The sequence below is a fragment of the Pseudomonas sp. SWRI50 genome, assembly GCF_014269095.1.
GTDB classification, from domain to species: Bacteria; Pseudomonadota; Gammaproteobacteria; order Pseudomonadales; family Pseudomonadaceae; genus Aquipseudomonas; species Aquipseudomonas kermanshahensis.
On record NZ_JABWRW010000020.1, the window covers coordinates 17103 to 31675 of the forward strand.

The 14573-nt window shown below is 62.5% G+C and carries 13 protein-coding genes; 6 read left to right on the forward strand and 7 right to left on the reverse strand.

The window, feature by feature from the left end:
- Nucleotides 1-252: 252 nt before the first annotated feature.
- The 4 genes from phhA (at nucleotide 253) to HU750_RS19685 (ending at nucleotide 3048) form a co-directional block, all read left to right on the forward strand.
- Complete coding sequence (phhA, locus tag HU750_RS19675; RefSeq protein WP_027593093.1) at nucleotides 253-1041, forward strand: phenylalanine 4-monooxygenase; 789 nt, start codon at nucleotides 253-255, stop codon at nucleotides 1039-1041.
- A 37-nt stretch (nucleotides 1042-1078) separates the two neighbouring features.
- On the forward strand, nucleotides 1079-1435 hold the full coding sequence (locus HU750_RS19680; protein ID WP_027593094.1) for a 4a-hydroxytetrahydrobiopterin dehydratase: 357 nt from the start codon (nucleotides 1079-1081) through the stop codon (nucleotides 1433-1435).
- Between the two features lie 189 nt (nucleotides 1436-1624).
- A complete protein-coding gene (locus tag HU750_RS27335) occupies nucleotides 1625-1753 on the forward strand; it encodes a hypothetical protein (RefSeq protein WP_256214942.1) in 129 nt (42 codons plus the stop codon).
- Between the two features lie 95 nt (nucleotides 1754-1848).
- Nucleotides 1849-3048 carry an MFS transporter gene (locus HU750_RS19685; protein WP_099430130.1) on the forward strand — a complete coding sequence of 400 codons (1200 nt, stop codon included), beginning with the start codon at nucleotides 1849-1851 and terminating at the stop codon, nucleotides 3046-3048.
- 120 nt (nucleotides 3049-3168) lie between these two features.
- Here HU750_RS19685 and ydiJ read toward each other — a convergent pair whose 3' ends face one another.
- Nucleotides 3169-6189, reverse strand: a complete 3021-nt coding sequence (gene ydiJ, locus HU750_RS19690) for a D-2-hydroxyglutarate dehydrogenase YdiJ (protein ID WP_186681897.1) — start codon at nucleotides 6187-6189, stop codon at nucleotides 3169-3171.
- A 151-nt stretch (nucleotides 6190-6340) separates the two neighbouring features.
- On the opposite strand from ydiJ, the gene HU750_RS19695 reads away from it, so the two are divergent.
- The gene (locus HU750_RS19695; protein ID WP_027593098.1) at nucleotides 6341-7225 is read left to right on the forward strand and encodes a LysR substrate-binding domain-containing protein; all 885 of its coding nucleotides are present in this window, start codon (nucleotides 6341-6343) and stop codon (nucleotides 7223-7225) included.
- A gap of 119 nt (nucleotides 7226-7344) precedes the next feature.
- Here HU750_RS19695 and HU750_RS19700 read toward each other — a convergent pair whose 3' ends face one another.
- From HU750_RS19700 to HU750_RS19725, 6 genes are all read right to left on the reverse strand, one after another.
- On the reverse strand, nucleotides 7345-8763 hold the full coding sequence (locus HU750_RS19700; protein ID WP_186681899.1) for an amino acid permease: 1419 nt from the start codon (nucleotides 8761-8763) through the stop codon (nucleotides 7345-7347).
- A 658-nt stretch (nucleotides 8764-9421) separates the two neighbouring features.
- Nucleotides 9422-10522 (reverse strand): 23S rRNA pseudouridine(2605) synthase RluB, encoded by a 1101-nt coding sequence (gene rluB / locus HU750_RS19705; protein WP_186681901.1) that lies wholly within the window; start codon nucleotides 10520-10522, stop codon nucleotides 9422-9424.
- A 269-nt stretch (nucleotides 10523-10791) separates the two neighbouring features.
- Nucleotides 10792-11571: an SMC-Scp complex subunit ScpB gene (gene scpB, locus HU750_RS19710; protein ID WP_186681903.1), complete on the reverse strand. Its 780-nt coding sequence runs from the start codon at nucleotides 11569-11571 to the stop codon at nucleotides 10792-10794.
- The gene (locus tag HU750_RS19715) at nucleotides 11558-12412 is read right to left on the reverse strand and encodes a segregation and condensation protein A (RefSeq protein ID WP_494277191.1); all 855 of its coding nucleotides are present in this window, start codon (nucleotides 12410-12412) and stop codon (nucleotides 11558-11560) included. The genes scpB and HU750_RS19715 overlap by 14 nt, the downstream gene beginning before the upstream one ends.
- A complete protein-coding gene (locus HU750_RS19720) occupies nucleotides 12409-13038 on the reverse strand; it encodes an L-threonylcarbamoyladenylate synthase (protein ID WP_033694002.1) in 630 nt (209 codons plus the stop codon). Before HU750_RS19720 ends, HU750_RS19715 begins: the two co-directional genes overlap by 4 nt.
- A gap of 13 nt (nucleotides 13039-13051) precedes the next feature.
- Nucleotides 13052-13912: a PHP domain-containing protein gene (locus HU750_RS19725; RefSeq protein ID WP_099430134.1), complete on the reverse strand. Its 861-nt coding sequence runs from the start codon at nucleotides 13910-13912 to the stop codon at nucleotides 13052-13054.
- A 67-nt stretch (nucleotides 13913-13979) separates the two neighbouring features.
- On the opposite strand from HU750_RS19725, the gene HU750_RS19730 reads away from it, so the two are divergent.
- Nucleotides 13980-14573, forward strand: coding sequence for a septation protein A (locus tag HU750_RS19730; RefSeq protein WP_027593105.1), 594 nt, complete (start codon nucleotides 13980-13982; stop codon nucleotides 14571-14573).

The following is a 14573-nucleotide window of genomic DNA, read 5'->3' on the forward strand; positions in this document are numbered from 1 at the left end:
GCTCTCGAAGCGCCGAAGTTTTTCAACCCGACGCAGAAAATTCGTAAAGATAAGCTGACAAAAACCCGTAAACCATCAGCCCTTTGCCCCGGATTTTCCGACACCTACGCCTTTTTGTAAAATTATCGTTACGAACCAGGACCGATCCTGGACCGGGGTGGCCACCCTACCCCCGTGCAAATCGGGCAATGAGGGGATATTCCTTAGGTATGTCGTGGACATAACAAGAAAAGCCCTCACCAGGAGAGCCACATGAAACAGACGCAATACGTGGCACGCGAGCCCGATGCGCATGGTTTTATCGACTACCCGCAGCAAGAGCATGCGGTGTGGAACACGCTGATCACACGCCAGCTGAAAGTCATCGAAGGCCGTGCCTGCCAGGAATACCTGGACGGCATCGATCAGTTGAAGCTGCCCCACGACCGTATCCCGCAATTGGGCGAGGTCAACAAGGTCTTGGGCGCCACCACCGGCTGGCAGGTTGCCAGGGTGCCAGCTTTGATCCCCTTCCAAACGTTCTTCGAACTGCTGGCCAGCAAGCGCTTCCCGGTCGCCACGTTCATCCGCACGCCGGAAGAACTGGACTACCTGCAGGAGCCCGACATCTTCCACGAGATCTTCGGCCACTGCCCGCTGCTGACCAACCCGTATTTCGCCGAATTCACCCACACCTACGGCAAGCTCGGCTTGGCTGCGACCAAGGAACAGCGCGTTTACCTGGCGCGCCTGTACTGGATGACCATCGAGTTCGGCCTGATGGAGACCCCGCAAGGTCGCAAGATCTATGGTGGCGGCATCCTCTCTTCGCCGAAAGAAACGGTCTACAGTCTGTCGAACGAACCGGAACATCAGGCGTTCGACCCGATCGAGGCGATGCGCACGCCGTACCGTATCGACATTCTGCAGCCGCTGTACTTCGTGCTGCCGAACCTCAAGCGCCTATTCGACCTGGCCCATGAAGACATCATGGGCATGGTGCAGCAAGCCATGCAGTTGGGCCTGCACACCCCCAAGTTTCCACCCAAGGTTGCTGCCTGAAGCCACCCTGATAACAACTCGAACTGGAAAAGACACCATGAATGCCTTGAACCAAGCCCACTGCGAAGCCTGCCGCGCCGACGCCCCGAAAGTCAGTGACGAAGAGTTGGCCGAGCTGATTCGCGAAATCCCGGACTGGAACATCGAAGTGCGCGACGGCCACATGGAGCTGGAGCGCGTGTTCAAGTTCAAGAACTTCAAGCACGCCCTGGACTTCACCAACGCCGTGGGTGAAATCGCTGAAGCCGAAGGCCACCACCCCGGCCTGCTGACCGAGTGGGGCAAGGTCACCGTGACCTGGTGGAGCCACTCGATCAAAGGCCTGCACCGCAACGACTTCATCATGTGCGCGCGCACCGACAAGGTCGCCGAGACGGCCGAAGGCCGTAAGTAACTAGCGAAAACGGGGCCGCAATGGCCCCGTTTTTTGTAAGGCAAATGTCCGTTATTCGCCCGTAAAACCGACAAACGAACGGGAAAAATTTCAAACTGTCATCCAGACTGCTGTATCCTGCCCCAGCTTTTTAAAGCCCCACACGCGCCTGGCGCAGCCTTTTCACTCACACTTGCGAGGAACGACGAGATGCATGAAATCCCGAATCTTCCCTTCCCAAGCCTGAACCCAGAAGAGCAAACCGTTACCGTCCATGCCGAGCCGACGCCTGCCGTCGACCAGGATGGTGACGATCAATCCAGCGCTGACCAGGAATAACTGCGCATCCCCCGACTGTGTGAAAACGGCTGACCTGCGGGCCACCCCCGTCATCACGTTTTCACACCGTCCAGAACTCTGCCACGAAGGCCCCCATGCCCCACTCACCGCGCCCCCTTGCGGTTACCCTGCAAGTCGTCTCCATCGTCCTTTTCACCTTTATCGGCTACCTGAACATCGGCATCCCCCTGGCCGTATTGCCCAGCTATGTGCACAACGACCTGGGCTTCAGCGCCGTGGTCGCTGGCCTGGTGATCAGTGTGCAATACCTGGCCACGTTGCTCAGCCGCCCGACGGCCAGCCGCATCATCGACAACCTCGGCAGCAAGAAGGCGGTGATGTATGGCCTGGCCGGTTGTGGGCTCAGCGGCGTATTCATGCTGGCTTGCGCCTTTCTCACCCACCTGCCCTGGCTGAGCCTGACCTGCTTGCTGATCGGCCGCCTGGTGCTGGGCAGCGCCGAAAGCCTGGTGGGCTCTGGCGCGATCGGCTGGGGCATCGGCCGAGTGGGCGCTGAGAATACCGCCAAGGTCATCTCCTGGAACGGCATTGCCAGCTATGGCGCTCTGGCCATTGGCGCGCCGCTGGGGGTGCTGATGGTCAAGACACTGGGGCTATGGAGCATGGGCGTGAGCATCATGCTGCTGTGCGCAGCCGGCCTTCTGCTGGCCTGGCCCAAGCGCGCGGCGCCCATCGTCAGCGGCGTGCGCCTGCCCTTCCTGAGCGTATTGGGCAAGGTGTTCCCGCATGGCTCAGGCCTGGCCTTGGGCTCGATCGGCTTTGGCACCATCGCCACGTTCATCACCTTGTACTACGCCAGCCGCGACTGGCCGAATGCCGCACTGACCTTGAGCCTGTTCGGCGCCAGCTTCATCAGTGCCCGCTTGCTGTTCGGCAACCTGATCAATCGCATCGGTGGTTTTCGCGTGGCGATTGCCTGCCTTTCGGTAGAGACCGTGGGGTTGTTGATGCTGTGGCTGGCACCCAGTGCCGAGCTGGCATTGGCAGGTGCGGCACTGAGCGGGTTTGGTTTTTCGCTGGTGTTCCCGGCGCTGGGTGTGGAGGCGGTGAACCAAGTGTCGGCGGCCAACCGCGGCGCGGCGGTTGGGGCGTATTCGCTGTTCATCGATTTGTCGCTGGGGATTACCGGCCCACTGGTGGGCGCAGTGGCGGCGGGGTTCGGGTTTGCTTCGATGTTCTTGTTTGCGGCGGGGGCTGCGGCGTGCGGGCTGGTGTTGAGCCTTTACCTGTACAGGCAGGCGCGCCGGGCTCGGGATACCCTGCAGCAGTCCTGATTGTGCACTGCCTGTACCGGCCTCTTCGCGGGCAAGCCCGCTCCCACAGGAATCACCACAACCGTCGAGTCAACGGTATCCCGTGGGAGCGGGCTTGCCCGCGAAGAGGCCGGTGCAGGTTTAACGCTGCGCGTACTGCAACACCACTTCCAGCGGATGGCGCATCTGCCGTTCGGTCATGCGCTTGACCTGGCTACGGCACGAATACCCCGTCGCCAGCGGCTCGTCTTGCTTGTCCAGCTTGGTCGCCCAGGACTGCTCGAAGATGGTCCGCGAGGTCTCCTGGTTTCGCGCTTCATGCCCATAAGTACCGGACATGCCACAGCAACCCGTAGCCTCGGTCACCAGCTTCAAGCCCAAGCGGGCAAACACTTGCTCCCATTGCCGGGTGCTGGCCGGCACGTTGGTCTTCTCGGTGCAGTGCGCCATCAGGCGGAAGCTGCCAGTATTGGCAGCCGCTTGCTCGGGCAATGCATCCATCAACCATTCCTGCGGCAACAGCACCTTCGGGCAGTCTTCCAGGCCTGGCACCTTCTGGTACTCCTGGCGATAGACCAAGGTCATCGCAGGGTCCAACCCCACCAGCGGTACACCACAATCGGCCAGGGCCTTGAGCTGGGTGCCATTACGGATCGCCGCCTTGGCGAACGCTCCAAGGAAGCCCTGTACGTGCAGCGGTTTGCCGTTGGCACTGTACGGCGCCAGGAACACCCGGTGGCCAAGGCGGTGCGCCAGGTCGATGAACGCGGCCAGCAGCGGCGTCTCGAAGTAACGGGTGAAGGCATCTTGCACCAGCACGATGCTGCGCTCACGCTGGGCCGGGGTCAGCTCGCGCAGCGCTGGCACGCTGGCCACGCCAACGCGGCAGCGGGTCAGGGTCGCCTGGAAGTTGAAACGACTGATCAGCGGGCTGTCGACCATGCCGACCTTGTCGGCCAGCAGCTTGCTCACCCACTTCGAGCCCATCACCGCGTTATACAGCCCCGGCGCATGCGCCAGGTATGGGATGGTGAACTCCAGCGAACCGATCAGGTAATCCCGCAATGGGCGCTGGTAGCGGCCGTGGTACAGCTCGAGGAAACGCGAGCGGAAGTCCGGCACGTTGACCTTGATCGGGCACTGCCCCGCGCAGGACTTGCACGCCAGGCAACCGGCCATGGCGTCGTAGACCTCGTGAGAGAAGTCCGCCTGCCCCTGGTCACGCCCGCGGTTGTTGCGCAGCCGTGCCGGCAGGCCCTTGAGCCAGGACACCTTGTTACGCGCCGCCGCCAGCACGTCGATATCCGCCGCGCCTTGCAAACGCAGCCACTCACGCATCAACGAGGCACGGCCCTTGGGCGAATGCTGACGCTCTCGGGTGGCCTTCCACGACGGGCACATAGCATCGTTGGGGTCGTAGTTGTAGCAGGCACCGTTGCCGTTACAGTGCACAGCGCTGCTGAAGTCCTGCCAGACACGCTCGTCGATGGTGCGGTCGAGGTCACCGCGCAAGGTCACGCCATCGACCCGGGTCAGGCCTTCGGCGCTGTCGGGTGGGGTGCAGATTTTGCCTGGGTTGAGCTGGTTGCGCGGGTCGAAAGCGCCTTTCAGGCGCTGCAGCGCCGGGTACAGCTCGCCAAAATATTCGGGCACGTATTCTGAACGCAGGCCCTTGCCGTGCTCACCCCACAGCAGGCCGCCGTAGCTTTTGGTCAGCGCCGCCACGGCATCGGAGATCGGCTTGACCAGCGCGGCCTGGGCCGGGTCTTTCATGTCCAGCGCCGGGCGCACGTGCAGTACACCGGCATCGACGTGGCCAAACATGCCATAGGCCAGGCCGTAGCCATCCAGCAATGCGCGGAAGTCGGCGATGTAGTCGGCCAACTGCTCCGGTGGTACTGCGGTGTCTTCCACGAACGGCTGCGGGCGCACCTCGCCCTCGACGTTGCCCAGCAGGCCCACCGAGCGTTTGCGCATGGTGTAGACGCGAGTGACCGCCTCGGCGCCCTCGGCCAGGGTGTGCCCCAGGCGCTCTACGCTGGTGTCGTTCTGCAGGTGCTGGATGAACGCCTGCACCCGTGCATTGACCTCGTCCGGCTGATCACCGCAGAACTCCACCAGGTTGATGCCCAGGGTCGGGCGCTCGGGGTCAGCCGGGAAATACTCGGCCACGCTGTGCCAGACGATGTCCTTCATGGCCAGCATCAACACCTTGGAGTCGACCGTTTCGATCGACAGCGGCTTGTGCGCCATCAGCGCATTGGCGTCACGCAGGGCGTCCATGAAGCTGGTGTAGCGGACGTTGACCAGCACCGCGTATTTCGGAATCGGCAGCACATTGAGCTTGGCTTCGACCACGTAGCCCAGCGAGCCTTCGGCGCCGCACAGCACGCTGTTGAGGTTGAAGCGCCCCTGTTCATCGCGCAGGTGTGCCAGGTCGTAACCCGTCAGGCAGCGGTTGAGCTTGGGGAAGGTGCTTTCGATCAGCTCGGCCTGGGTTTCCTGGATCTCGCGGGCCACACGGTAGACCTCGCCAACCCGGCCTGGCGCTGCGCAGGCCTGCGCCAGCGCAGCGTCATCGATGGGCAGGCTGTGCAGGCGCTCACCGCCGAGCAGCACGCTGTGCAGTTCGAGCACGTGATCGCGGGTCTTGCCGTAGGTGCAGCTGCCCTGGCCGCTGGCATCGGTGTTGATCATGCCGCCGACGGTGGCGCGGTTGGAGGTGGACAGCTCAGGGGCGAAGAACAGCCCGTGGGGCTTGAGCGCGGCATTGAGCTGGTCCTTGACCACACCGGCCTGGACCCGCACCCAACGCTCCTCGGCGTTGATTTCGAGGATGGTGTTCATGTGCCGCGACAGGTCGACGACGATGCCATCGGTCAGCGACTGGCCGTTGGTGCCGGTGCCGCCGCCACGCGGGGTCAGCTTGACCTGGGCAAAGCGCGCGTCCGCCATCAGCGCGGCGACCCGCGCCACGTCATCGGCGTCACGTGGGAACACCGCTGCCTGGGGCAGGCGCTGGTAAATCGAGTTGTCGGTGGCCAGCACGGTACGGGTGGCGTAATCGGCACTGATCTGGCCACGGAAGCCGCTGTTACGCAGGGCCTCGAGGAATTCGGGGTAGTTGGCGGTCGGTGCACTGGTCGGCAGCTGGGCGATCATCGACGGATGGCCTCTTGATATGGGCTAATTCACGGAAAACCTGTCAAGCCGGCATGGGTTGATTCACACCAGATGACGAATAGGCCAATGTTCCTGTAGTTTCGCGCCAAGGGCAAACGGATAATCCTGCCGCTATCGATGACTTTTATGAATGAATTACCGCCACCTGACACCGTCCATGTCGCTGCTGCTGGCGTTCGAGGCTGCCGCCCGGCATGAAAGCTATACTCGCGCCGCCGCCGAACTGTCGTTGACCCAAAGCGCTGTCAGCCGCCAGGTGCAGGCACTGGAGCAGCAATTGGGGCTGACGCTGTTCCGCCGCGAGGGGCGCCAGGTACAGCTGACCGACGTCGGCCGGCTGTACCAGCGCGAGCTGAGCGAAGCCTTGGGGCGCATCCGCAGCGCCACCTTGCAGGCGCTGGCCTACCAGTCGGGTGTCGGCACGTTGCGCCTGGCCACCCTGCCCACCTTCGGCTCGAAATGGCTGCTGCCGCGGCTGCATGCGTTCTACAGCGCCCACCCGGGCATGCTGGTGCATATCCATTCACGGATCGAAGCGATCAATTTCGACACCAGCGAGATCGATGCGGCAATCGGTGTGGCGAGCCACGACCTGCCGGGGCTGATCTGCCACCGCCTGCACGCCGAAGAACTGCTGGTGATTCTGCCGCCAGAGGCCGGCGCCGACGCGCATGGCTGGAGCCCTGCCCGGGTCAGCGAAGAAGTGCTGCTGAACGTCGCCAACAACCCGCATGCCTGGGGCGAGTGGTTCTCGCACCACAGCCTGCCGCACCGGGCGATGCGCCTGGGCCCGAGCTTCGAGCTGACGTCGCACTTGATCCAGGCGGTGCGCGCCGGCATCGGCATCGGCCTGGTGCCGCGGATACTGGTGGAAGAGGAACTGGCCAAGGGCGAGCTGTTCAGCCCCGGCGAGGCGTTTGCCAGCCAACGCAGCTATTACCTGATCTATCCGCCACGCAACGAAGCGCTGCCGTCGTTGCGGGCGTTTCGCAGTTGGTTGTTGGAGCAGATCTGAGTTTTGTGCTGGTTGCACTGGCCTCTTCACAGCACAAGGCTGCTCCTACAAGGGGCGCGTAACGCAAAAAACCCGATGCCAGTCACCTGGCATCGGGTTTTTCTTGCCGCCTATGGCGATTACTTGGCCACGGTACTGGCAGCCCCGTTAGCCTGCGCGTCACGCTTAGGCTTGATGAGGTAGAAGAGGAACATCACCACCACCCACACCGGGATCGCATACACCGAGATCTGGATACCCGGGATCTGCAGCATGATGCCCAGGATCAGCACCACGAAAGCCAGACAGATGTAGTTGCCGTAGGGGTACCACAGCGCCTTGAACAGCGGCTTCTGGCCGGTGCGGTTCAGGTGCTGGCGGAACTTCAGGTGCGAGTAGCTGATCATCGCCCAGTTGATCACCAGGGTCGCCACGACCAGCGACATCAGCAACTCCAGCGCATTCTGCGGGATAAAGTAGTTGAGCAGCACGGCAATCAGGGTCACCGCCGCCGAGACCAGGATCGAACGCACCGGCACACCGCGCTTGTCAACCTTGGCCAGGGCCGCCGGGGCATCACCCTGCTCGGCCATGCCCAGCAGCATGCGGGCGTTGCAGTAAGTGCCGCTGTTGTACACCGACAATGCTGCGGTCAGGACCACGAAGTTCAGCAGGTGGGCGGCCACATCGCTGCCCAGCAGGGAGAACACCTGCACGAACGGGCTGCTGCCGTAGCTGCCGCCGGACGCGTCGATGCTGGCGACCAGGTTGTCCCATGGGGTCAGCGACAACAGCACGACCAACGCGCCGATGTAGAAGATCAGGATGCGGTAGATGACCTGGTTGATAGCCTTGGGGATCACGGTTTTCGGTTTGTCGGCCTCGGCTGCGGTAAAACCGAGCATCTCCAGGCCACCGAAGGAGAACATGATGAACGCCAGGGCCATGACCAGGCCGCTGACACCATGCGGGAAGAACCCACCGTGTGCCCACAGGTTGGTCACCGACGCATCCGGGCCACCGCTGCCGCTGGTCAGCAGGTAGGCACCCAGGCCGATCATGCCGACGATGGCCACGACCTTGATGATCGCGAACCAGAACTCGGCCTCACCGAATACTTTCACGTTCATCAGGTTGATGAAGTTGATCAGCAGGAAGAAGCCCGCCGCCGTGACCCAGGTCGGGATCTCCGGCCACCAGTAGTGGATGTACTTGCCGACCGCCGTCAGTTCCGACATGCCCACCAGGATGTAAAGCACCCAGCAGTTCCAGCCCGACATGAAGCCCGCGAAACCGCCCCAGTATTTGTGGGCAAAGTGGCTGAACGAACCGGCCACCGGCTCTTCGACGATCATCTCGCCCAACTGGCGCATGATCATGAAGGCGATGAAGCCGCAGATGGCGTAACCAAGGATCATCGACGGGCCGGCGGATTTCATCACGCCTGCCGAGCCGAGGAACAGACCCGTACCAATCGCACCGCCGAGAGCGATCAACTGGATGTGGCGGTTCTTCAGGCCCCGCTTTAGCTCGCCTGAATGCATGTTTTGTCCACTCATGAACGAAGTCACCTGCATTGTTTTTATCTGTGACGAAATCGGACCCACCGCGCTCGTGGCGCAGCGGAATGGGCAAGGTGGTTACCTTGGGTTTCTTGAACGCGGGCGCCGCCGAGGCGGTTCAGCCGGGTGTGATCAAGAGTGCGCGGTACGCAAGAGGGTCACAGGTAAAACGCGGCGCACTGTATACCCCTGCAAGCGCGCAGGCGTCAACGCGTTGCGTCATTTCCTTGGGAAAAAACGCAGCGATCCTGTGGTGTGAGCCTTGAAAGGCGGAGTGATCGGCGTACATGGCGCCTCCATTTGTTGTTTTGTCAGCACGCCTCTGTGGGCGAGCTCTTGCACACGGCAATGCCTGCTATATCAGCGTGTGGCGGGGGTTTGGGCAATAGGTGGCCACGGTAGAGGGGGAGCGCTGGCGACATGGGCGCGGCAAGTTCTGTTTACAGGTGTAGGAAAATGCGCATTCGATGGCCGGAAAGGGATGATTTTGTATAAAAAACGTTACACGGTGGTTTGCCAGCTTTCCACTCGTCAGAAAAAGGGTGATTGATCAATGAGTTGGGGCCGCTTCACGCCCCAGGTCCGCGCTTCATTCGGTTGGGTGGAGGCGAAAAAAAACCAGCCCGAAGGCTGGTTTTTTATCTCACGCTGCGGATCAACCGCGCGGCTTGCCGCGGCCACGGCCTGCCGGCTTGTCGCCCTCTGGCTTGCCGGTACGCTTGCGCATCTCGCTCGGGCGCTCGGCCACCGTGCTGCCACGGTTGCCTTTGCGTGGCGCTTCATCACGCGACGGGCGCGCTGGGCGCTCGGCGGCGGTGTCACGCGGCTGACGCGCTGGGCGCTCGCCAGCCGTCGCATCGCTGGCTGGGCGCAGGTTACGCACGCGCTCGCCACGCCCCATCGGACGGCTCGACTTGCGCTGCATGCGCTCCATCTTGTCCTTGGCCTTGAGGTTCAAGGCCGGCAGCGCCACCGGCTGCAGGCCCACTTCGGCGGCCAGGATGTCGATTTCGCCCTGGGTCATTTCGCGCCAGCGGCCCATCGGCAGGTCGGAGTTGAGGAACACCGGGCCGAAACGCACGCGCTTCAGGCGGCTGACCACCATGCCCTGGGACTCCCACAGGCGACGCACTTCGCGGTTACGGCCTTCCATCACCACGCAGTGGTACCAATGGTTGAAGCCTTCGCCGCCCGGGGCCTTCTGGATGTCGGTGAACTTGGCCGGGCCGTCTTCGAGCATCACGCCCGCCTTCAGGCGCTCGATCATCTCGTCGTCGACCTCACCCCGTACACGCACCGCGTATTCACGGTCCATCTCGTAGGACGGGTGCATCAGGCGGTTGGCCAATTCACCGTCGGTGGTGAACAGCAACAGGCCGGTGGTGTTGATGTCCAGGCGGCCGATGTTGATCCAGCGCCCTTCTTTCGGGCGTGGCAGGCGGTCGAACACCGTCGGGCGGCCTTCCGGGTCGTCACGGGTGCAGATCTCGCCGTCGGGCTTGTTGTACATGATCACGCGGCGGGTGGACTCGGCGGCTTCCTCGCGCTTGATCAGCTTGCCGTCGACAGCGATGGCATCGTGCAGGTCGACGCGCTGGCCGAGGGTGGCGGCAACGCCATTGACCTTGATCCGGCCCTGGCTGATCCAGGCCTCGACGTCACGGCGCGAACCAACGCCAATGCGCGCCAGCACTTTCTGCAGCTTTTCGCCGGATGGAGGGGTAATTTCGGTATTTTGCAGGTCTTGCTCACTCATCTGGGCACCTCCCGGTGTAGGAATGAAAAAGGGGTCTTGGCGACGAACGCGCCAAAGGGCCGCGCATCATACGCGGTTCGTGTCGGGAACGCACTGGAGCGTAGTGGGTTTTATGGGGGCTGGATGGGTTTTCTACCCAATGGTTTGGCGTTGGCAGTGCCGGCCTCTTCGCGGGGCAAGCCCGCTCCCATACAGAATGCCTGAAGCTTGCTACTTACCTGTGGGAGCGGGCTTGCCCCGCGAAGAGGCCGGCACTGGTGGTAGAGGGCTCAGGGCTGTACCGGGTCTTCACCCTCAACCGAAGGCTCTGGCTCAACCACGTCCTGCTCACGTAAATCATCGAAGTCGGTCTTCAACCCTTCTTCCATCGCATCCAACTCCACCAGCAAGCTGCGGAAGCTGGTCTCATCCTTCGGCGCCTCGGCTTCAGCCTCATCCCCAAGGCTTGCATCGGCCAACGCCTGAAGGTGCGCAGGCACCGGCGCGTCGTCGGGGTCGAGCAAGGGTTCGGGCTCCATCTCGCGCAACTCGGCCAACGCCGGCAGCTCCTCAAGGCTCTTGAGGTTGAAGTGGTCGAGAAAGGCCTTGGTGGTGGCGAACATCGCCGGCCGGCCCGGCACTTCGCGGTAGCCGACGATGCGGATCCACTCGCGCTCCATCAGGGTCTTGATGATGTTGCTGTTCACCGCCACACCGCGCACGTCTTCGATCTCGCCACGGGTGATGGGCTGGCGGTAGGCGATCAGCGCCATGGTCTCGAGCAACGCACGGGAATAACGCTGCGGCCGCTCCTCCCACAGGCGCCCGACCCAAGGGGCAAAGTCTTCGCGGATCTGCAGGCGATAACCGGTGGCCACTTCCTTGAGTTCGAAAGCGCGGCCGTTGCACGACTTGCCGAGTACTTCCAGGGCCTTCTTGAACACCTTGGGCTCCGGGCGTTCCGCCTCTTCGAACAACTCGTACAGGCGCTCAAGGGACTGCGGTTTGCCCGAGGCAAGCAGAAAGGCTTCGATCAGCGACGCCAGGTCGCGGGGTTCATTCAGGTTCATCAGGTTCTTCAACAAACTCGGCGCGAAGCCGCACGTGGATCGCGGCGAAAGCCTCATTCTGCACCAGTTCGATCAGCGATTCCTTCACCAGCTCAAGAATCGCCATGAACGTCACCACCACCCCCAGCTTGCCCTCTTCAGCCGCAAACAGCTCGACAAAGGGCACAAAGGCGCCGCCCTTGAGGCGGTCGAGCACCTGGCTCATGCGCTCGCGGGTCGACAGCGTCTCGCGGGTGATCTGGTGGCTTTCGAACAGGTCATTGCGGCGCATGACGTCGGCCATCGAGACCAGCAGCTCTTCCAGGCTGACCTGGGGCAGCAGCTTGCGCACCTTGGCCTGGGGGGCCTCCAGGCGTGGCACGACAATGTCGCGGCCCACCCGTGGCAACGCATCGATACCTTCAGCCGCCGCCTTGAAGCGCTCGTATTCCTGCAAGCGGCGGATCAGCTCGGCGCGCGGGTCGCCCTCTTCTTCCTCGACTTCGGTGGAACGCGGCAACAGCATGCGCGATTTGATCTCGGCCAGCATGGCAGCCATGACCAGGTACTCGGCAGCCAGCTCCAGGCGCACGCTTTTCATCAGCTCGACATACCCCATGTACTGGCGAGTGATCTCTGCCACGGGGATGTCGAGGATGTCGATGTTCTGTTTGCGGATTAGGTAAAGCAGTAAGTCCAGCGGCCCTTCGAACGCTTCAAGAATGACTTCCAGGGCGTCCGGCGGGATGTACAAGTCCACCGGCATCTCGGTCAGGGCTTCGCCGTAGACCAGGGCCAGTTGCAACTGTTGAGGCGACTCGACCTCCTCGGCCGGCGCCTCGGGCGCTTCCACCTGGCTCACGCGTTGACCAGGAACGGGGTCGGGTCGCCACAGCCTTCGCGGATCAAGGCAGGCTCATCGCCCGTCAGGTCGATCACCGTGGATGCCTTGAGGTCGCCGAAGCCGCCATCGATGATCAGGTCGACATGGTGTTCCAGGCGTTGGCGGATCTCGTAGGGGTCCGTCATGGGTTCTTCATCGCCCGGCAAGATCAGGCTCACACTCATCAACGGCTCTCCCAGCTCCTCGAGCAGCGCCAGGACGATAGGGTTGGAGGGCACGCGCAGGCCGATGGTGCGGCGCTTCTCGTGCATCAAGAGCCGCGGCACTTCCCGGGTGGCATTGAGGATAAAGGTATAGGGCCCCGGAATGTGCGCTTTGAGCAGACGGAACGTGGAGGTATCGATCTTGGCAAACAGGCCCATTTGCGACAGGTCGCAGCACAACAGGGTGAAATTGTGTTGCTTGTCCAACTGGCGCAGACGGCGGACCCGTTCGATGGCGTTCTTGTCACCGATCTGGCAGCCCAGTGCATAGGCCGAGTCGGTGGGATAGACCACCACACCGCCCTTGCGAATGATTTCGACGGCCTGTTTGATCAGGCGCGCTTGCGGGTTTTCCGCATGTATCTGGAAAAATTGGCTCACATAGTCTTCCTGTTCATACCGCCATAGGCTGTTCATGGCTGAATCGGCGCCACAGAGGTGGCAGGTCCTCGGGCAAAGGCCGGTAGGCACCGATCTCTCCCCAGGTGCCGGGGCCGTGGAAGTCACTGCCAGCGCTTGCCAGCAGGCCGAACTCACGGGTGAGGATGGACATCGTGCCCACCTGCTCGGCGGGCATCATCCCGTTGACCACCTCAAGTGCTTGCCCGCCTGCCTGAATATAGTCGGCAATCAGCCGTCTGCGCTTGCTGCGGGTCAGATCGTAATGCATCGGATGGGCCAGGCTCACCCAAGCATTGGACTGGCGAAGGGTCGCAACGGTTTCGTCCAGGGTCGGCCAATGCTGCTTGACGTCGCCGAGTTTGCCGGCGCCCAGCCACTTGCGGAAGGCCTCGCCGCGGTCCTTGACGTGCCCTGCGCGCACCAGAAACTCGGCAAAGTGCGGGCGCGCTGGGGCGTTGCCGCTGTCGCCGAGTTCTTGTTGCACGGCCCTGGCACCGTCAAGCGCACCCGGCATGCCCTTGGCCGCCAGCCGTTTGTCGATTTCCTCCGCGCGCAGCCAGCGGCCACGGTGCAACGCCTCGATGGCGTCGAGCAAGGGCGGTGCGTCGAGCGGGAAGTCATAGCCCAGCACATGGATGGTTGCCCCGCCCCAGGTGCACGACAGCTCTACCCCGCTGACCCAGTGCATGCCGTGCGCGTGGCAGGCCTGGCGTGCTTCGACGAGCCCTTCGAGGGTGTCATGGTCGGTCAGTGCCAGCGTTTGCACCCCGTGCTCATGGGCCCGGGCGACCAGGACCGTGGGCGACAGGGCGCCGTCGGAGGCCGTGCTGTGACAGTGCAGATCAACATTCATGGAGGAGCGCTACCGCTGGAATCGATGTTTGTTATTATGCCGTCACATCCCGATTCTGGCTGCCATTGTGAAACAATTCATCGATTTCATCCCGCTGCTGCTGTTCTTCATCGTCTACAAGCTCGACCCGCGGCCCATGGAGGTCGCCGGCCACAGCTTCGAATTCGGCGGTATCTACAGTGCCACGGCCATGCTCATCGCCAGTTCCCTGGTGGTGTACGGTGCCCTGTTCCTGCGCCAGCGCAAGCTGGAAAAAGGCCAATGGCTGACCCTGGTCGCCTGCCTGGTGTTCGGCGGGCTGACCCTGACCTTCCACAGCGAAACCTTCCTCAAATGGAAAGCGCCGGTGGTCAACTGGTTGTTCGCCCTGGCGTTCGCCGGCAGCCACTTCATCGGTGACCGGGTGCTGATCAAGCGCATCATGGGCCACGCCCTGACCCTGCCCGATGCCATCTGGACCCGCCTGAACCTGGCCTGGATCTGCTTCTTCCTGGTCTGCGGCGCGGCCAACCTGTTCGTCGCCTTCACCTTCCAGGCCTTCTGGGTCGATTTCAAGGTGTTCGGCAGCCTGGGCATGACTGTGATCTTCCTGGTTGCCCAAGGTGTCTACCTGTCGCGTCACCTGCACGACGACCCTTCTACCTCCAAACCCAAGGATTGA